The sequence below is a fragment of the Streptomyces sp. NPDC037421 genome, from assembly GCF_055602105.1.
Window position 1 is genome coordinate 43,481 of record NZ_JBVJWV010000016.1, and the last position, 17,471, is coordinate 60,951.

Annotated in this window: 13 protein-coding genes and 1 pseudogene; 5 read left to right on the forward strand and 9 right to left on the reverse strand. The window is 73.6% G+C overall.

Annotation, left to right across the window (positions count from 1 at the left end; genetic code table 11):
* Positions 1-138: pseudogene (locus tag ACZ7IF_RS22800) on the reverse strand (NUDIX hydrolase); the annotation flags it as partial.
* Complete coding sequence (locus tag ACZ7IF_RS22805; protein ID WP_470974096.1) at positions 125-733, reverse strand: GNAT family N-acetyltransferase; 609 nt, start codon at positions 731-733, stop codon at positions 125-127. The gene ACZ7IF_RS22805 and the pseudogene ACZ7IF_RS22800, both read right to left, overlap by 14 nt.
* Before the next feature lie 868 nt (positions 734-1,601).
* Here ACZ7IF_RS22805 and ACZ7IF_RS22810 point away from each other — a divergent pair.
* Positions 1,602-1,820, forward strand: a complete 219-nt coding sequence (locus tag ACZ7IF_RS22810) for a hypothetical protein (protein WP_470974372.1) — start codon at positions 1,602-1,604, stop codon at positions 1,818-1,820.
* Positions 1,821-2,392: 572 nt separating this feature from the next.
* Here ACZ7IF_RS22810 and ACZ7IF_RS22815 read toward each other — a convergent pair.
* On the reverse strand, positions 2,393-2,602 hold the full coding sequence (locus ACZ7IF_RS22815) for a hypothetical protein (protein WP_470974098.1): 210 nt from the start codon (positions 2,600-2,602) through the stop codon (positions 2,393-2,395).
* Between the two features lie 188 nt (positions 2,603-2,790).
* Here ACZ7IF_RS22815 and ACZ7IF_RS22820 point away from each other — a divergent pair, with 188 nt between their 5' ends.
* Positions 2,791-3,915 (forward strand): DUF5937 family protein, encoded by a 1,125-nt coding sequence (locus ACZ7IF_RS22820; protein WP_470974101.1) that lies wholly within the window; start codon positions 2,791-2,793, stop codon positions 3,913-3,915.
* A gap of 171 nt (positions 3,916-4,086) precedes the next feature.
* Entirely contained in the window at positions 4,087-5,637 is a 1,551-nt protein-coding gene (locus tag ACZ7IF_RS22825) for a M28 family metallopeptidase (RefSeq protein WP_470974104.1), read from the forward strand.
* 76 nt (positions 5,638-5,713) lie between these two features.
* On the opposite strand, the gene ACZ7IF_RS22830 is transcribed toward ACZ7IF_RS22825, so the two are convergent.
* Positions 5,714-6,706: an SAM-dependent methyltransferase gene (locus ACZ7IF_RS22830; protein ID WP_470974107.1), complete on the reverse strand. Its 993-nt coding sequence runs from the start codon at positions 6,704-6,706 to the stop codon at positions 5,714-5,716.
* Positions 6,707-6,813: 107 nt separating this feature from the next.
* Here ACZ7IF_RS22830 and ACZ7IF_RS22835 point away from each other — a divergent pair, with 107 nt between their 5' ends.
* Complete coding sequence (locus ACZ7IF_RS22835; protein ID WP_470974110.1) at positions 6,814-8,016, forward strand: sensor histidine kinase; 1,203 nt, start codon at positions 6,814-6,816, stop codon at positions 8,014-8,016.
* 44 nt (positions 8,017-8,060) lie between these two features.
* Positions 8,061-8,738 (forward strand): response regulator transcription factor, encoded by a 678-nt coding sequence (locus ACZ7IF_RS22840; RefSeq protein WP_470974114.1) that lies wholly within the window; start codon positions 8,061-8,063, stop codon positions 8,736-8,738.
* Positions 8,739-8,766: 28 nt separating this feature from the next.
* Here ACZ7IF_RS22840 and ACZ7IF_RS22845 read toward each other — a convergent pair whose 3' ends face one another.
* The 5 genes from ACZ7IF_RS22845 to eccD form a co-directional block, all read right to left on the reverse strand.
* On the reverse strand, positions 8,767-9,387 hold the full coding sequence (locus ACZ7IF_RS22845; RefSeq protein ID WP_470974117.1) for a hypothetical protein: 621 nt from the start codon (positions 9,385-9,387) through the stop codon (positions 8,767-8,769).
* Positions 9,388-9,538: 151 nt separating this feature from the next.
* Positions 9,539-10,951 (reverse strand): DUF6177 family protein, encoded by a 1,413-nt coding sequence (locus ACZ7IF_RS22850; RefSeq protein ID WP_470974119.1) that lies wholly within the window; start codon positions 10,949-10,951, stop codon positions 9,539-9,541.
* A gap of 4 nt (positions 10,952-10,955) precedes the next feature.
* Entirely contained in the window at positions 10,956-14,966 is a 4,011-nt protein-coding gene (gene eccCa / locus ACZ7IF_RS22855; RefSeq protein ID WP_470974122.1) for a type VII secretion protein EccCa, read from the reverse strand.
* The gene (locus ACZ7IF_RS22860; RefSeq protein WP_470974125.1) at positions 14,963-16,108 is read right to left on the reverse strand and encodes a hypothetical protein; all 1,146 of its coding nucleotides are present in this window, start codon (positions 16,106-16,108) and stop codon (positions 14,963-14,965) included. Before ACZ7IF_RS22860 ends, eccCa begins: the two co-directional genes overlap by 4 nt.
* A 16-nt stretch (positions 16,109-16,124) precedes the next feature.
* Complete coding sequence (gene eccD / locus ACZ7IF_RS22865; RefSeq protein WP_470974375.1) at positions 16,125-17,465, reverse strand: type VII secretion integral membrane protein EccD; 1,341 nt, start codon at positions 17,463-17,465, stop codon at positions 16,125-16,127.
* Positions 17,466-17,471 lie beyond the last annotated feature (6 nt).

The window sequence follows — 17,471 nt, forward strand, 5'->3', positions numbered from 1 at the left end:
AACTCCCCACATCCCGTTGTCGGTCCGGCGCTGAAGCAGGACTCGGCCGTCCTCGTCCACCACAGCGGCGGAGGCGGCAGGCACGAGGCTGTTCGCCGGCGGGGCGCCGGGATCGTCTTCATGGTCACGCCTGGGCATTGCTCTCCCTGGATGGTTCGCTGCTCGCAGGAGCGAGGACCATGGCGTCGTAGACCGGGGACTCGGGGGCGTGCTTGATGCGGCCGATCACTTCGTAGCCCCAGCGGGGGTAGGCGGAGCGGGCGGGCTCGTTGTCGATGATGCAGGTCAGGGTGGTCCAGCGCTCCCGGCGGCCACGGACCAGCGCGTCGTGCAGGGCGCGGCCGATGCCCTTGCCGGCGTGAGCGGGAAGGACCATGAGCTCCCTCAGCCAGAACACGTCACCCGCTTCGGCGGCCTTCTCGGCGTCCGCCGGGACCTTCCCCTCCCGCAGGAGGCAATCCCACCAGGCACGGTCCGTGGTCAGGGTCACGCCGTGGACGTATCCGGCCATGGTGCCGTCCGGCAGGTGCGCCGTGACCACCTCGAAGCCCTCCATGCCGTAAGCGGCCTGGAGGCGCGAGTCATAGGTCTCCACCGAGAAGAACGGGTCGCCTGCGTAGGGAGGGGCGTCGTAGACCTCGGCGTAGACGGCCAGCAGCCGATCGGTGCTGGAGCGGGCCTGGTCGGGGGCGTGGCGGGCAAAGGTGATCTCGGGAAGCATCCGCGCAGGCATGGGAACTCCGTTCATGCGACATGGGTGGTGAGCAGGTCCATGGTCTCCCCGGCCTGTTGCGTACCTTGGTGCGGGCGTAGGCCCTCCCGGACCAACACGAGCTGGCGTCGGGTACGCGACCTCGTCCCCGAGTCGGGCGTAGCCCTGAGCGACACGGACAGCGAGGAGTGCCGTCACTCGGGGAGGGGCAGCCCATTTGGCTGCGTAACTCTCCGCGTTACGGGCGAAGCGGACTGCCTCGCGTGGTTTATCCAAGTCGACTGACTGACGGGCCATGTTCGACAGGGTCCTCGTGGCAAGTTCATCGTTGCCCGCGAGCATGGCGGTGTTGAGGGCCTCGGAGGAATACACGCGGGCCTGGCCCTGCTGGTCGATGACGTCGAGGTCGGCGGTTGTCGCCTGAAGGAAATCGGCCTCGCACGGCTGACGCGGTGCGGGGTGGCGACGGCGGTGGATGACGGGGGGAGCCAGGGCAGGCCTATGGCGGCCGCGCCCGCGCTGAGTGCTGTTCGGCGTGCCACGGGCGGGATCGTCCCCTGACCGCCCGCAGGGCTGTCAGGCACCAGCCCCGATGCCGCGGCGAAGCCGAGTGCTTCCGGGCCCACACCGAATGCGGCGCGCAGCGCCGTCGCCTGGTCCGAGCGCGGCCACGGCGGGCTCTTCGACTCCCAGGCCCGATAGGTGCGGACCCTAATGGTGTATCCACGCCGACCCAGTGCCTGGGCGCCGGCCTCGCTGATCTCCTGGGCTGCCCGCTCTTGCGAGAACCAGCCCCTCGCAGTTCTGGCCGCGAACAGCACCTGGTTGGCGGGCGACCGCATCGCTCCTGTCATGAGGTCCGTGGCCAACGTACGTCCCCCATCGGCTCCTGCGACGACGCGTCCGGGACATCGCTTCCGGCGTCGAGGGAGAGCTGATGGCGGTGATCAACCAGAACGTCTCCGACACCGGCATCGAGCACTGGATGGAGCTGGCGTACATCCGAGGCGCGTCGGGGCGCGAGTTCACCACCGCCGTCGCCAACGTCGAACCCGTCCATGACCAGCCCCAGACGGCCGACGGCCGCCGAGATGCGAGAAGCGCGTAGCGATCCGACGCGTCCGTGCGCTCCCCGCGCTGCTCTGGTCGTCTTTTGGTGCGGGTATCAGCCCCGGACGGCAGCCGGACGCCGATATCCGAGGAGCGTGTAGCGATCTGGTGCGCTTGGGGGCACCGCAGGGCGCTCTGATCGTCTTTTGGTGCAGGCAGCCGGGCCCCCGACGCTGGGCCAGGCCATCGAGGGGCCCGGATGCCCGGCAGGCCGGCGCCCGGCCCCTCGCCTCATCGCTGAGAGACCCGTCCCCTGCCCTTGGACCGTGCCGTTCTTTTGGGGGCTTCCCGGCAGTCCTTTGTCTTTCCGGGGCGGGACGGTCGGTCAAGAGTGGAGCGAAGCGACATCGCGCAGCGACGCGACCGCAGGGAGCGCTCTTGAGGGACCGGCACGACACGGAAGGACGATGGGACTGACGGGAAGCCCCCAAACCGGCTCTGATCCCGCCCAGGCACGACACCGCCCCCCGGCCCCCGGAGCCGCAGACGGGGGCGGGTGGGCAACCACCTACCCGCCCCCGACCCGTCGAGGGGGAGACAGCGGGCCCGCACCGCGAGGCGGCGTACCCCTCAGCACGGTCCCGGCCGGTGGAGGCGGCGGGTCAGGGCGTGGAGCCAGGGGTGGGTGGCCGGGCGGCCGTCCAGGACGGCGGTGAACTGGGCTTGGGTGCGGAGGGCGCGCAGGGTGGCGACGTCGTCGCGGCCCGGGGGCGGGGGCACGGGGGTGCCGTGCTGGGCCGCGCGGTAGGTGTCCAGGAGGTACTGCTCGATCGCTGTCATGCATCCACCCTCACCCCGTTGGGCGCGGCGCGCTCGCCGATTGACGTTCCCCGTCAATCGACGCCCCCCACCTGCGGCGATGCCCCGCCCGGGCCTCTCGCAACCCCTCGTACGGGCGCACGGCCGCCCGTACCCCTCCGCCCTGCCCCGGCCCGCCCGCGGCCCGGGCGGGAGGCCACAATGGGGCGATGAGCGTCACCATCGACATCGCCGGGCTCCCCGCGGAGCAGATCGGCTTCGCGCCGTCACCGCTCGCCGAGCTCTGCATGACCCTGCACGCGCTCTCGCAGCCGGCCCATCACCCGGGGCTGCAGTCCTGGACGAGGGCCACCACAGCCTCGCTCGACCCCTGCCTCGCCGACCGGCTCCTTGAGGCCGAATTCATGTGGCGCAGTTCCTTCTCGGACATCTTCATGGCCTTCGCCGGCATCCCCGGCGGTAGCGGCCGCCCCGGGGCGACGCTGGCCGAGGAGCTGGACGTGCTCGACCTGATGGACGACGAGCGGTTCGTGATGGCCGCGCTGGAGCACTGCTGGCTGGCGCTCTACAACGAGGGCGGCGGGCCGCACCCGTTGAAGGACGCGGCGGCGCGGGCGAAGGCGCTGGAGACGGCGGCGGCGCGCGGGCCGCGGCAGTTGGAGTTCTCGATCCGGCTGCTGGACGACCCGGCGGGGGTGCGCGTGTGGATGCGGCGGCTGCTGGAGGACTGCGACGAGGCCTTCTTCGCCGAGACCTGGCGGCGCATAGAGCCGCGGCAGACGGCGGACGCCCGGCACAAGGCGGAGGTGCTGCGGCGCAAGGGGCTGCCGGCGGTGCTGCGGGAGGTGTCCCCGGCGCTGAGCGTCGACGAGGGGCTGACGGTGATCACCGCCGACAAGATGGTCAACGGCCAGGCCACGGCCACCGATCCGCGGATCGGGCCGGGGCTGCTCTTCGTCCCGACGAACTTCGGCTGGCCGCACCTGCTGGTGCTGCACGCGCCGGGCTGGCGGCCGGTGGTGCACTACCCGCTGGACTCGCCCGAACTGGCTTCCGAGCCGGGTTCGGTGGAGCTGCTCCAGCGGCGGATGGAGGCGTTGGCGCACCCCATGCGGATGATGCTGTGCCGCAGTCTGGCGCGCGCCCCGTACACGACCAGCGAGCTGGCGCGCGTCTACGGGATATCCGCGCCGGAGGTGTCCCGGCACCTGGCCGTGCTGAAGAAGGCGGGCCTGATGCACACCCGGCGTCAGGGGCGGTACGTACAGCATCAGTTGGATCTGTCCGTTGTCGCACGGATAGGTTCCGATTTCATCGAGGGAATCCTGCGCTGAGCGGATCTGCCCGACGATCGGACGGTGGCCGGTTTTCGCCCCTCCCCAGAGGGACCGATATCCGGATTTCACAAACCGGAAGCAGTGAAAAGTCTGGCGACGGCCGCCTCTTGGTGTCTAACGTGCGTCCACCACTCCCCCACAGGCGCTTCCTGCTGTGAAAGGACCTTCATGCCCTCTCGCCGTATAGCCACTGCGACCGCCGCCCTCGCGGCCGTGGCACTCGTCTCCCCGCTGCTCCTCGCCGGCCCGGCCGGTGCGACGAGCCCGCAGAGCGACGCCGCCCGGGGTGACGCGCTGGCCAGGAAACTGGTCAAGGACTCGACGGGCAAGGGCGCCAACAACCACCTCAAGGTCTTCCAGTCGATCGCCGACTACAACAACGGCAACCGCGTGGCCGGCTCCAAGGGCCACGCCCAGTCGGCGCAGTACGTCGAGGCCGTGCTGAAGGGCGCCGGGTACCAGGTCTCCCGCCACGAGTTCGACTTCGTGTACGTCGAGACGATCTCCGAGAAGCTGAAGGTCAACGGCGCGACCGGCCGCGACGTCCCGCTCAAGCTGATGACGTACACGGCCAGCGGCCCGGAGGGCGGCATCACCGCCCCCGTCGCCGTCGCCCCCGTCGACGCCGACGGCACCAACGGCTGCGAGGCCACGGACTTCGCGCCCGGCGCCTTCACCGGCAAGATCGCCCTCGTCAAGCGCGGCGGCTGCACCTTCGCGGCGAAGCAGGCGAACGCGGCGGCGGCCGGCGCGGTCGGCGCGGTCATCTACAACAACACCGCCGGCGCCCTCAACGGCACCCTCGGCGACGCGAACGCCGGCAAGGTCCCCACCGGCGGCATCTCCCAGGAGGACGGCGAGAAGCTCGCCGCCGAGGCGGCCGCGGGTCCCGTCTCGCTCACCCTGGACGTCCGCGAGCTGCGCGAGAACCGCAAGACGTTCAACGTCGTCGCGGAGACCAAGGGCGGCGACGCGAACAACACCGTCTTCCTCGGCGCGCACCTGGACTCGGTCGCGGCCGGTCCGGGCATCAACGACAACGGCTCCGGCTCGGCGGGCATCCTCCAGGTCGCGCAGCGCCTCGCGAGCAGCCAGTCGAAGATCAAGAACAAGGTCAAGTTCGCCTGGTGGTCGGCGGAGGAGTTCGGCCTGCTCGGCTCGGAGGCCTACGTGGCCTCGCTGACGCCCGAGCAGAAGAAGCAGATCAAGCTCTACCTCAACTTCGACATGATCGCCTCGCCGAACGCCGCGTACTTCGTCTACGACGGCGACGACTCCGACAAGGTCGGCTCCGGCCCCGGCCCGGAGGGTTCGGCGCAGCTGGAGAAGGGGATCACCGACTTCCTCGACTCGCAGAACATCCCGCACGAGGGCAGTGACTTCACCGGCCGCTCGGACTACGGCCCGTTCATCGAGGCCGGCATCCCCTCGGGCGGTACGGACACGGGCGCCGAGGGCATCAAGACCGCCGCGCAGGCCGCGAAGTTCGGCGGTCAGGCGGGCGTCGCCTACGACGTGAACTACCACGGCAAGGGCGACAACATCGACAACATCGACCAGAAGGCGCTCGACATCAACGTCGACGTCATCGCGAACGCGGTCGGCCACTACGCCTTCGACCTGGCCCCGCTGTCGCAGCCGGTCACCCCGAAGCCGTCCACCGGCTCCGGCAACGGCGGCGGTCTGCGCCCGGGCCACGACCACGACGTCACGGAGTAGGAACCAGCGGCACGCACGAGGGGCCGGCGTCCCGTCAGGGACGCCGGCCCCTCGTGCGTGACCCGAAAGATCCGCCCTAGGGGGTGTCCGGCCAGGGTCCGATGCCGACCGGCTGGACCAGCCAGCCGAAGTCGCCCAGGCCCCCGCGCGCGGTGAGTTCCGCCGCCTCGCCGGCCGCCGACAGGGCGCGGACGTAGCCCGCCGGGTCGGTCGAGGCCAGGGACAGCGGCGGCCGGCCGCCCGAGACGCCGAGGGCGGTCAGGGCCGCGCGCTGGGTGAGCAGGCCGGCGCCCGGTCCCGCGCAGGCGTCGAGCGCGACGTGCGCGGTGACGTCGCAGCCGCCGTCCGGGACGGGTGCGGTCTCGCGGCCCCCGCGGAAGCCGGTGAGGGTGCCGTACGGGGGGCGGGCGTCGCGGGTGTGCGCGTAGTCCACGGCCACCGCGAGGCCCCGGTCCAGGGTGGCGACGGCCGCCGCCCAGGCCTCGTCGCGGGCCCGGCCGATCTCCGCCCGGCCGCCGCCGGGCCCCGCCGCGCCGGGCCACCACCGCTCCAGCCAGGCCCGGTCGGCGTCCTCCAGGGGTCCGCCGGGGGTCTCCGTACCGTCGGGGGCGACCAGGACGTACCGTCCGTCCTCGGCGATCTCCAGCGGTACGTTGTCCAGCCATTCGTTCGCGAACAGCAGCCCCGTCGTCCCCCCGGGCGGCTCGGCCACCCAGCGGATGCGGGGGTCCAGCCCCGGGGGCTCCGCCGCGCGCTCCACCGCGTACGGGCGCACCCGCGCCGCCGTCTCCGCGGGCAGGGCGGCGAGGACGCCGGCCAGCAGTTCGCCCCGCCCGGCCCCCATGTCGACCAGGTCGAGCCGCCCGGGCCGGCCCAGGGCCCCGTCCACCCACTCCAGCAGCCGGGCCACGGCCCCCGCGTACAGGGCGGAGGCGTGCACGGAGGTCCGGAAGTGCCCGGCGGGCCCCGGCCCGCCCGGCCGCACGTAGAAACCGCCGGGCCCGTACAGCGCGGCCTCCATCGCGGCCCGCCACCGGACCGGCCCCCTGACCTCACCCTCAGCGCTCATCACCCACAGGTTAAGGCGACCCTCCACCTTGGGGAGTACTCGCCCGGCGCAGGGATCGCACCTGTGGTTGACTCCAGCACCTATCTCCTTTCCCTACTCTGGGTTACGTGCAGCGCCTCTACGACTTCATCCGCAGACACCCGACGGGCGTCGACAGCTTCTGGGCTGTCCTCTTCTTCGGGATCTCGATGATGAACGTGGCCGGGGCCGAGGGGCAGAGCACCGCCCTGCGGCTGGCCACCGTGCCCGTCGTCAGCGCGCTCACCGCCGCCCTGGCCCTGCGCCGCAGGTGGACCGTGCCGATGTTCTGGCTGACGGCCGGTGCCGGCGTCTGCCAGCTGGCCATCGGGCAGGAGATGCAGTTCTGCGACGTCGCGATGCTGGTCGTCCTGTTCACGGTGGCCGCCGCCGACGTCCCGCGCTGGGTCTCGCGCGCCGCGCTGGTCTCGGGGCTGCTGGCCTCGCCGCTGTACTTCCTGCGCTTCGGCGTCGACAAGAGCGCGAGCGTCACGGAGGAGGTCCTCTTCGTCCTCTTCATGATGGTCCCCTTCGCCCTCGCCTGGGTGATGGGCGACTCACTGCGCACCCGCCGCGCCTATTACGCCCAGCTCGTGGAACGAAACCAGCGGCTGGAGAAGGAGCGCGAGGCGCAGGCCAAGGTGGCGGTGGCCGCCGAGCGCGCCCGGATCGCCCGCGAGCTGCACGACGTCGTCGCGCACAACGTCTCGGTGATGGTGGTCCAGGCCGACGGGGCCGCGTACGTCATGGACGTGGCGCCCGACCAGGCCAAGGAGGCCCTCCAGACCATCTCCGGCACCGGCCGCCAGGCGCTGGCCGAGATGCGCCGGCTGCTGGGCGTGCTGCGCACGGGCGAGCCGCAGGAGTCCGAGGACTACGTGCCGCAGCCCGACGTGGAGCAGATCGAGGTGCTGGTCGAGCAGGTGCGGGCGGCCGGGCTGACGGTCGACTTCGAGGTGGAGGGCGCGCCGCGCAGGCTGCCCAGCGGGGTGGAGCTGACGGCTTACCGGATCGTGCAGGAGGCGCTGACGAACACGCGCAAGCACGGGGGCCCCGACGCGAAGGCGAGCGTGCGGCTGGTCTACTTCGACGACGGGCTCGGCCTGCTGGTCGAGGACGACGGGCGGGGCGCGGCGCACGAACTGTACGAGGACGGCGGCGCGGACGGCGCCGGACACGGTCTGATCGGCATGCGGGAGCGCATCGGTATGGTCGGAGGAACCCTGGACGCGGGCCCGCGCCCCGGCGGGGGTTTCCGGATCAGTGCCCTGCTCCCGCTCAAGAAGAGTTAGCCCCCGCTCAGCCCCCGCTCAAGAAGAGGTAGAGGTACTCACGCATGTCCATCCGAGTGATGCTGGTCGACGACCAGGTGCTGCTGCGCACCGGCTTCCGCATGGTGCTGGCCGCCCAGCCGGACATGGAGGTCGTCGCCGAGGCGGGCAACGGCCTGGAGGCGCTGGAGGTGCTGCGGGCCACGGCGGTCGACGTCGTCCTGATGGACGTGCGCATGCCCAAGCTCGACGGGGTGGAGGCGACGCGGCGCATCTGTGAGCCGGAGGAGCACCCGAAGGTGATCATCCTGACCACCTTCGACCTGGACGAGTACGCGTTCTCGGGCCTGAAGGCGGGCGCGAGCGGCTTCATGCTGAAGGACGTGCCGCCGGCGGAGCTGCTGGCCGCGATCCGGTCGGTGCACAGCGGCGACGCGGTGGTCGCCCCCTCGACGACGCGGCGGCTGCTGGACCGGTTCGCGCCGATGCTCCCGACGACGGCGGCGGAGCCGGAGAACAAGGAGATCGAGCGGCTGACGGACCGCGAGCGCGAGGTCATGCTGCTGGTGGCGCAGGGGCTGTCGAACGGGGAGATCGCGGCCCGGCTGGTGCTGTCGGAGGCGACGGTCAAGACGCACGTGGGCCGCATCCTGACGAAGCTGGACCTGCGCGACCGGGTGCAGGTGGTGGTGCTGGCGTACGAGACGGGGCTGGTGCGCGCCGGGGGCGGCGGGGCGGGGTAGTCCCACCGCGGCCGCCCCCGGGGGCGGGTCAGCCGCGCTGGATGAACTCGCAGTTGTTCGGGATGACGACGGAGTCGAGGAGGGCGGAGTCGGCCAGCAGGAAGTCGAGGTCGCCGGTGTTCTCTCCGCAGTCGATCCGGTCGAGGCCGCCGTTGCGGCTGATGACGGTGTCGTTGCCGCCCTTGCCGTCGAAGGTGGGGGTGGTACCGGGTGAGGCGCTCCAGCCGTCGGAGTCCATGAGCCGGTCGGGGCCGCTGCCGCCGATGAGGCGGTCCTGGCCCTCCCCGCCGATCATGTCGCTCGCTGCGGGCGTGTTGTTGGTGGCGGTGTCGTCCCGGTCGCCCAGCGAGGCCAGGATGCGGGTCACCCCGGCCGCCAGGCCGCAGCGAACGATATGGAGGTCGTTGTTGAACCTGGCGCAACCGGGTCCCGGGATCAGGACGGCCGTGGAGTCGACCACCTCCAGGGCCCCTCCGTTGATGCCGAAGGTGACCGTGTTCGTCTCCCCCGGCTGCGCGGTGAACAGGATCTGGCCGCCGTTGCGCGACACGAGTGCCGGGTCGGCCGCGGCCGGGCCCGCGAGGGCCATGGTGAGGGCCAGGGCGGCGAGGGCGGGGGCGGCGACGCGTGCGGCGCGGGAGAGCTTCATGGGCGTGCTGTCCTTCGGTTGCGAGACGCGGACCGGGTCGAGGGTCCGTCCGGACCTGCACTACCCAGAGCAACCGTCAGATTCATATTGTCAGCCCGGAGTTACCCCGGCTGCCGTACACAACCCCACGTCCGGCCCGCCGCCACCCCGACTACGGGAGCGGCGGCACCGCCGTGCGCAGGTGGGTCAGCAGCGTGGACAGCGCCTCCCACGCCGCCGGGTCGCTCCCGTCGCCCAGCGGGTAGTGCAGCCCGGGCCTGCGCTGCGGGCCCACCTGGACGGGCTTCACCTCCAGCGGGGGCCGCCGCGCCTGGGTCAGCGTCGCCTCGGCGACGCCGGCCGCGCCCAGGGTGAAGGACACCGGCACCGCCGGCACGGCCACCCGCGGGGTCAGGCTCAGGTCCCGCCGCCCGGGCCCGACGGAGGCCAGCATGCTGACCAGGCCGTGCCCGGCGACCAGTTCCTCCGCCAGCTCCGCGAGCGCGGCCGTCGGCACCTCCTCGGAGGGCCCGTACCCCAGGGACAGGGTGATGTCCTCCTCGACCCCGGCGGCCGTGCGGGTCACGCGTACGGTGGCCAGCGCGGGCCGCTCCGGCGACCCGACGGCGGTGACCAGCGTCGGCTCGGGCGCCCGGCCCCGGGCCAGGCCGGTGAGCTGGCGCGGCGACCACGGCAGGTTCACCGGCTCGGCGGTGCCCCAGCCCGCCGGCGGCCCTCCGGTCAGGGTGCGCCAGGCGGCCTCCAGCGAGCGGCCGACCAGCAGCCCTTCCTCGGCGGGGTGTTCCGTGCGGAACTGCACGGTCAGCCGGCGTTCCCCCGACGCCTCGGCCCGCCGGAACGCGGCGGCCGGGCGCGGCCTGCCCGCCTCGTCGCGGGCGGGGGCGAAGGTGCCGTCCTGCCAGGCCAGCACGGCACCGGACAGGCCGTCGTAGTACCCGGACTCGGGGTCCTGGACCACCCACCGGTTCGGTGCCCCGGCCAGCGCGGTGCGCAGCGGCAGGCTGAGCCGGCAGTGGTCGGGGGTGACGATGTGCAGGGCCGCGCCGAAGCCGGCCGTGGTGCGCAGGACGTCCGACAGCCAGGCCGTCAGCCCGATCACCGGCCGGTCCGCGAGCACCACGGCGGTGGATTCGGTGACCACGTCCACGGTCGGGAGCGCTCCGACGGGCGCGGGGGCCGCCGAGGCCTCGGAGGTGACCGGTACCACCGCCACGTGCCCCGCGCCCTCGGGCCAGACGGCCCCGCCGAGCACCTCGGCGAGGCGTCCGGCGACGGCCCCGGCGAGGGGGGCCGCCTCGGGTACGGCGGTGGAGGCGCGGGTCTCCGTCCACCAGACGGGGGTGGCCGAGGGCGTTCCGAGGAGCCGTTCCACCTCGCCGGGGACCTGCACGAGCACGGGTGCCTCGACCGAGACCAGCGGCCGGCCGCCGGCGCCCAGGAGCTGGATGACGGCGCCGTCCCCGACGGCCTGGGCGTCGAGGTCCGCGCCGCCCGCCGTCAGGGCCACCATCAGCGCGGTGGTGTCGGGCATCTTGGCGGTGAGGGCGATGACGTCCTTGGTCACGGTGTCAGGGCGCTTCCTGGTTGGGGGAGTCGGCGAGGGCGGTCTGCACGATCTGGTGCGGGCGGCCGCGCCGGACCAGCGTGCCGCGGCCGGGCGGCTGGGCGCTCGCGTACAGCTGCGGGAACAACTGGCCTTCGGAGCGTTCGCCGTTCATCACGAGGGCCGTGGTGCCGGACTCGCGCAGGGTGGTCATCAGGGGCTCGTACAGGGCCCGGGAAGAGCCGGCGACGCGCCGGGCGATCACGAAGTGCAGCCCGATGTCCTGGGCGGAGGGCAGGTAGGGGACGAACGCCTGGAGCGGCTGCTGTCCGGCGGTGGTGAGGATGTCGTAGTCGTCGACGAGGACCACGATGCGCGGACCGGCGAAGCCGGGGCCCTCGCCCGGTTCGGCGTCGGGGTCGATGCCGTCCTCGGGGAGTCGCTTGTCGAGCTCCTTGGCGATGCCGACGGACAGGGCCGTGGCGATCTTCGCGTTGTGCGCGTACCCGCCCCGGTAGGGCTCGGGGACCACGCCGCGCAGCCCGCGACGGGGGTCGTAGACGGCGAAGACCAGTTCCTCCTCGCCGTAGCGGGCGATGAGCTGGCGGGCGACGAGGGCGAGCAGGTTGGTCTTGCCGCACTCGTTGTCGCCGAGGATCAGCAGGTGCTGGTCCTGGCCGAAGAGGTCGAGGAGCACGGGGGCGAGGACGTCCTGGTCCACGCCGACCGGGATCCGGTACGGCTCCTCGTCGACGGTGGGCAGCCGGTCGGCGGCCAGCCGCGCGGGCAGGACCCGTACGGGGGAGGCCAGTTCGCCGTGCCAGGTGGCGCGGACGGTGCCCGCGGCCTCCTCCAGGGCGGTGGCCAGGTCGGTGTTCCCGGCCCGGGAGTCGATGCGCGGCAGGGCCGTCTGCGCGAAGAGCTTGCCGTCGGTGAGGACGCGGCCCGGGGTGTCCGGGGAGATCGTCTCGGACAGCTTGCGGTCGATGGCCGAGTCGGAGGGGTCGCCCAGGCGCAGTTCGACGCGGCCGCCGAAGAGGGACTGGTTGGCGATCCGGACGTCGTTCCAGCGGAGCATGCCCGCGACGACGTGGATGCCGTAGCCGCCGCCCCGCTTGAGCAGGTCGGTGACGGCGTCGTCGAGCTCGGAGAACTCTTCGCGCAGGGCCCCGTACCCGTCGACGAGCAGCACGATGTCGGTGGACGCGAGCTCGGTGAGCCGGCCCTGGGAGCGCAGCCGGCGCAGCTGGTCGACGGAGTCGATGGAGTGCTCGCGGAACAGCTCCTCGCGGGTGGCGAGCATGGCCCGTACCTCGGCGACCGTACGGGCGGCCCGTTCCCGGTCGGCGCGCCCGGCGATCCCGCCGACGTGCGGGAGCCCGGCGAGCGCGGCGAGGCCGCCCCCGGCGAGGTCGAGGCCGTAGACGGCGACCTCCTGCGGGGTGTGGGTCAGCGCCAGCGACAGGGCCAGGGTGCGCAGCAGGGTGGTCTTGCCGGACTGGGGGCCGCCGGTGACGGCGGTGTGCCCGCCGGCGACGGTCAGGTCCAGCTCCCAGGGGCCGCGCCACTGGCGGGCGGGGTCGTCGAGGACGCCGAGCGGCACCCTGAGCGGGCTGCGCCGGGCGGTGCCGAGCTGGAGTCCGCGTTCGGTGACGGACAGCGGCCCGGCGGCGGCGTCGAGGGGGGTCGCGTCGGGCAGCGGCGGCAGCCAGATGCGGCGTACGGGCGGAGCGGCGTCGGCGAGCTGGTCGACGATGACGGAGAGCACGCTGGGCCCGGTCTCGCGGGCGGTGGCGGTGGGCTTCTCCTCGGCGGCCTCGGCCGGACCGGTGCTGTCCTGGAGGGTGTTGAAGACGGGGTACGGCAGGGCCAGCGGGCCGCGCTCGGTGTCGTCGAGGGCGGCGGCCGGACCCCGGTAGCGGCCGGAGACGTACCCGGCCTTGAAGCGGGTGTAGGTGGAGGTGTCCACCTTGAGGTAGCCGAAGCCGGGCAGCGGCGGCAGCTGGAAGGCGTCGGTGGTGTCGAGGACGGTCCGCGATTCGTCGGCGGAGAACGTGCGCAGGCCCAGCCGGTACGACAGGTAGGTGTCCAGGCCCTTGAGCTTGCCGCCCTCGATGCGCTGGCTGGAGAGCAGCAGGTGCACGCCGATGGAGCGGCCGATGCGGCCGATGGACAGGAACAGGTCGATGAAGTCGGGCTTGGCGGTGAGGAGTTCGCCGAACTCGTCGATGACGACGAACAGGTGCGGCAGCGGTTCCAGTTCGGGCTTCTCGGCGCGCAGCACCGCGTAGTGGCCGATGTCGGCGACGTTCCCGGCGTCCTTGAGGACCTGCTGGCGGCGCTTGACCTCGCCGGCGAGGCTGGTGTGGACGCGTTCGACGAGCCCGGCCTGGTTCTCCAGGTTGGTGATGACGCCGGCGACGTGCGGGAGCTTCTCGAAGGGGGCGAAGGTCGCGCCGCCCTTGTAGTCGACGAGGACCATCGCGAGGTCCTCGGGCGAGTGGGTGGCGACCAGTGCGAGGACGAGCGTACGGAGCAGCTCGCTCTTGCCGGAGCCGGTCGCGCCGACGCACAGCCCGTGCGGGCCCATGCCGAGCTGCGAGGACTCCTTGAGGTCGAGCAGCACCGGGCCGTGCCGGTCGTCGATGCCGATCGGGACGCGCAGGAAGTCCCGCTCCCCGCGCGGCGCCCACATCCGGGACACGTCGAGGGCGGCCGGGTCCTCGATGCCGAGCAGGCCCATGAAGTCGACCGGCCCGGAGACCGGGGTGCCCTCGGCCACGGACTCGGCGGACAGCCGCAGCGGGGCCAGCATGCGGGCCAGGCCTTCGGCGGTGGCCGGACCGAGGGCGTCGCTGATGCCCTCGGCGGCGGGGGCCTGCGGGGTGCGCAGGTCCCGGACGGTGACGTGGCTGCCGTCCACGGTGATCCGTATGGTCACCTCGTCGGGCTCGTGGACCTGCTCGGCGAGCAGGTGCAGCACGGTGGTGTTCATGTCGGCCAGGCCCACGGCGGTGTCGGGGCGGGGCAGCTCGACGGCGTTCTCGCCGTACTCGTCGCTGACGACGAGGAGCCGGCCGGCGAGGCGCAGGGCCCGCTTGTCGGACAGGCCGCGGCGCACCTCCGCCGCGTACGAGGCCCTGCGGCGCAGGTCGGGCGCGAGGACCCCGGCGGCGAGCTGGGGCAGGCTGGGCGCGATCCGCCGGGCGGCGACCGGGCCGTCCTGTTCCTGCTGGTCGAGGACGTGGGGCAGCCACTTGGCCCACTCCCAGTCCGCGAGCCGGTCCCCGGGCACGCCGAGGGCGACGGCCACGTCGTCGGGGGCGTGCAGGACGGCGGTGTGCGTGAGCAGGGCGCGGGCGACGCGCAGGACGCCCTCGCGGTCGCCGACGATGCTGACGTTGCCGGCCCGGTCGAGGGGGACGGTCAGCGGGAAGTCGCTGGCCCGGCCGAAGCGGGCCATGAGGGCGCCCGCTTCGTTGAGCATGAACCGGTCGGGCGGGGTGAGCACGCCGCCGGCGCCCGCCGCGAGGGAGAGCTCCTGCACGGCGACGGCTCCGGTGCCCAGGCGCGGGCGCAGGAAGTCGGGGTCGGTGCGGCGCCGCTCCCACAGCCGCGCGGGGTCGCGCACGAGGTCGTACAGGGCCTCCGGCGGCGGGTTGAGGCGGCGGGCCTCGTCGCGCAGCGCCTTCTCGCGGGCGCCGAACTCCTCGCGCTGCTCCTCCAGGTACTCCAGGTAGCGCTCGCGCTGGGCGCGGCGGGTGCGCTGCGCCTTGCCGCGCTGGGACCAGAACAGGGCGATGGCGCCGATCAGCGCGAAGACCAGCACGATCGCGCCGACGGCGGCGAACTGGCTGTTGCGGATGACGGTCATCATCACGACCGAGCCCATCACGCCGGCCATCGGCAGCAGCGCGGTGGCCGGGCTGCCGATCTTGCCCTCGGGCAGGTTGGGCGGGGCCTCGACGGCGTGGGGCTGTGCGGGGGCGGGGGGCAGGGTGCCCCGGGCCGGGCGGTGGATCAGCTGCTGGGTCACCGGGCGGCACCGGAAGCCGGGAGGGCCACGGCCCGCTGGAGCACCTCGGCGGCGAGCCGCACGGCCGCCTCCCGGGTCTGCGCGCCGAGGAGTTCGGACTTGACGGCGCCGCCGGAGGCGAGGTGGCGGTCGTAGGGCAGTACGACGACCCCCGCGCCCGTGGCGCGCAGCTTCTCGACGGCCTTGCCGAGGTCGACGGCGGGGTGCGGGGACTGGACGGTGAGCACGACCACGGTGCGCGGCAGCACGGGCACCGGCAGGGAGGACAGCCAGTCGAGGACGGCGTGGGTGGAGACCAGGCCCTCGGCGGTGGCGGGCACGGTGAGCACGCGGGCGTGCGCGGTGTCGAGGGCGGTACGGGCCACCTCGCCCGGGAGGGTCTCGCAGTCGACGACGGTCACCCCGAAGTAGCGGCGCAGCGCGACCATCACCGTCCGGTAGGTGGCGACGTCGACCTGTGCGCCGATGCGGCCCTGGCTGCCGGGCAGCAGCCAGCCGCCGTCGGCGAGCGGGACGAGGTAGCCGGTGATGTCGGTGAGCTGCATGGAGGGGCGGACGATCTGCGCGAGGTCCGCGCAGGTCCACCGCAGGGACTGCACGCCGAGCCGGACCGGGAGGGTGCCGAGGGCGGCGTCGGCCTCCAGGGTGAGCACCGGGTCGTGGCGGAGGTGGTTGTAGGTGCGGCTGAGCAGGGCGGTGACGGTGGTCTTGCCCGAGCCGCCGCGGATGCTGGTGACGACGATCTGGCGGCCGGTGGTGACGGGCTGCTGCACCTGCGTGGCGAGTTCCGTCTCGGCGGCGACGGCCTTGGCGACGGAGGAGCCGAGCGCTCCGCGCAGGGTGCGCAGGGTGCGGCGCATCAGCGGGTCGCCGTGGCGGGGGCGGCCGGCGGGGGCGTCGGAGCCGGGGACCGGGACGGTCTCGGGTGCCCGGGCCTGCGGCGCTTGCGGGGGGTACTGCTGCCGGGCGTACGCCTGCTGCGGCGCGGGGGCCGCCTGCTGCGGGACGGGGGCGTGCGGCTGCACCGGCAGGGGGCCCTGGGCGGTTTGCGGGGCCTGGGGGGCTTGGGGGGCGCCGGTCAGGTCGCCGAGTACGCCCGCCTGCCAGTCGTCACGCCGCTGGTTCATGCTCATGTCTGACATGTCTGAGTAGCAACCCTTACGCGAAGGTGCCGAGCAGCCGCCCGTACACGCCGAACACCCCGATGAGCAGCGGGAACAGCACGATGACGCCGATCGACTCGGCGGTGTCCCCGACCCGCCGCAGCCGGACCCGCACGTGCTCGGGCGGCTGGACGGCGAGGACGCCGAGCGCCGCCAGCGCCAGTACCAGCAGCACCGCCAGCGGCCCGGCGGCACCGGCCCGGCCGGCCCACACCAGCAGCGCCGCCACGGTGACGGCGGCCCCGGCCAGCAGCAGCGCGACCACCTCCGCGACGAGCGGGAACGCCCGCGCGCGCAGCCACAGCACGACGGCGACCGCCGAGGCGAGGGACACCGTCCAGACGTCGGGTTCCCGCAGCGCGAGCACCCCGGCCGCGCCCGCCGAGACGGCGGTGGCGAGGGTGGCCAGCGCCATGCCCCGGTGGGTGGCGCCGAGGGCGGTGGCGACCTTGTACCGGCTGACCGAAGCCCCGCGCGCCCGCTGGTCGTCCAGGCCGGTCAGCCCGGCCGCCGCCAGCGCGAGACGCGGCAGCAGCCCGAGCAGGACCACCGAGAACACGGCGAGCACGGCCCCGGTACGGGCACCCGCCTGGCCCTGCGCCAGCGCGGTCGCCTCCCACACCACCGTCAGGCCCACCACTGCGGCGGCGCCCACGAACCCGCCCCGCCCGAGCGGCGTGAACCACCCCAGCAGCGCGAGCCCGACGGCCAGCGCACCGGCGACGGCGGCGAGCCGGCCCATGCCGCCCCAGTGCTGCGCGTCGCCCAGGGTCCACGCCCCGAGCACCCCGACCGCGGCGGCACACGCCAGCAGCGCCGCCGCCAGCCCCGACCGCTTCAGCCGGCCCGCCAGCGCCCCGACGACCCCGCACACGGCGGCCGCGCCGAGCAGCACCCCGGCCACGGCACCCGGCGCGAACTCCCGCCGGGCGAACCAGCCGGCGACCAGCGCCCACAGCACCATCCCCGCCCCGGCGGTGACCCGCCGCGCGAAGGGCCGCCAGCGCCAGGCGCGTACGTCCAGGTCCTCGGCCGCCTCGTCGGTGACGTCGTGCACCACGGGCGCGGACGGCACGTCCTGCACCCGCACGAGCCGCAGCACGGCCCCGTCGGCGACGCCCGCGTCCTCCAGCGAGAGCCCGTGCTCGATCACGGACCCGTCGGCCGTGACCAGATGACGCAGCATCGGCTGCGCGGCCACCCGGTCGTCCAGCATCCGTATGACGTCGGGCAGCAGTCGCCCGACCGGCTCCTGGGAGGGCAGTACGAGATCCATCCGCCGCCGCTCACCGACCAGGGTGACCCGGCTCAATGCCGTACCGCTCACTGCGCCCATGCTCAC

Coding starts and splice junctions, on each gene's coding strand:
- ACZ7IF_RS22825 (WP_470974104.1), top strand. CDS start 4,087: ATGCCCTCTCGCCGTATAGCCACTGCGACCGCCGCCCTCGCGGCCGTG.
- ACZ7IF_RS22815 (WP_470974098.1), bottom strand. CDS start 2,602: ATGACAGCGATCGAGCAGTACCTCCTGGACACCTACCGCGCGGCCCAG.
- ACZ7IF_RS22805 (WP_470974096.1), bottom strand. CDS start 733: ATGCCTGCGCGGATGCTTCCCGAGATCACCTTTGCCCGCCACGCCCCC.
- ACZ7IF_RS22830 (WP_470974107.1), bottom strand. CDS start 6,706: ATGAGCGCTGAGGGTGAGGTCAGGGGGCCGGTCCGGTGGCGGGCCGCG.
- ACZ7IF_RS22840 (WP_470974114.1), top strand. CDS start 8,061: ATGTCCATCCGAGTGATGCTGGTCGACGACCAGGTGCTGCTGCGCACC.
- eccD (WP_470974375.1), bottom strand. CDS start 17,465: ATGGGCGCAGTGAGCGGTACGGCATTGAGCCGGGTCACCCTGGTCGGT.
- ACZ7IF_RS22820 (WP_470974101.1), top strand. CDS start 2,791: ATGAGCGTCACCATCGACATCGCCGGGCTCCCCGCGGAGCAGATCGGC.
- ACZ7IF_RS22845 (WP_470974117.1), bottom strand. CDS start 9,387: ATGAAGCTCTCCCGCGCCGCACGCGTCGCCGCCCCCGCCCTCGCCGCC.
- ACZ7IF_RS22860 (WP_470974125.1), bottom strand. CDS start 16,108: ATGTCAGACATGAGCATGAACCAGCGGCGTGACGACTGGCAGGCGGGC.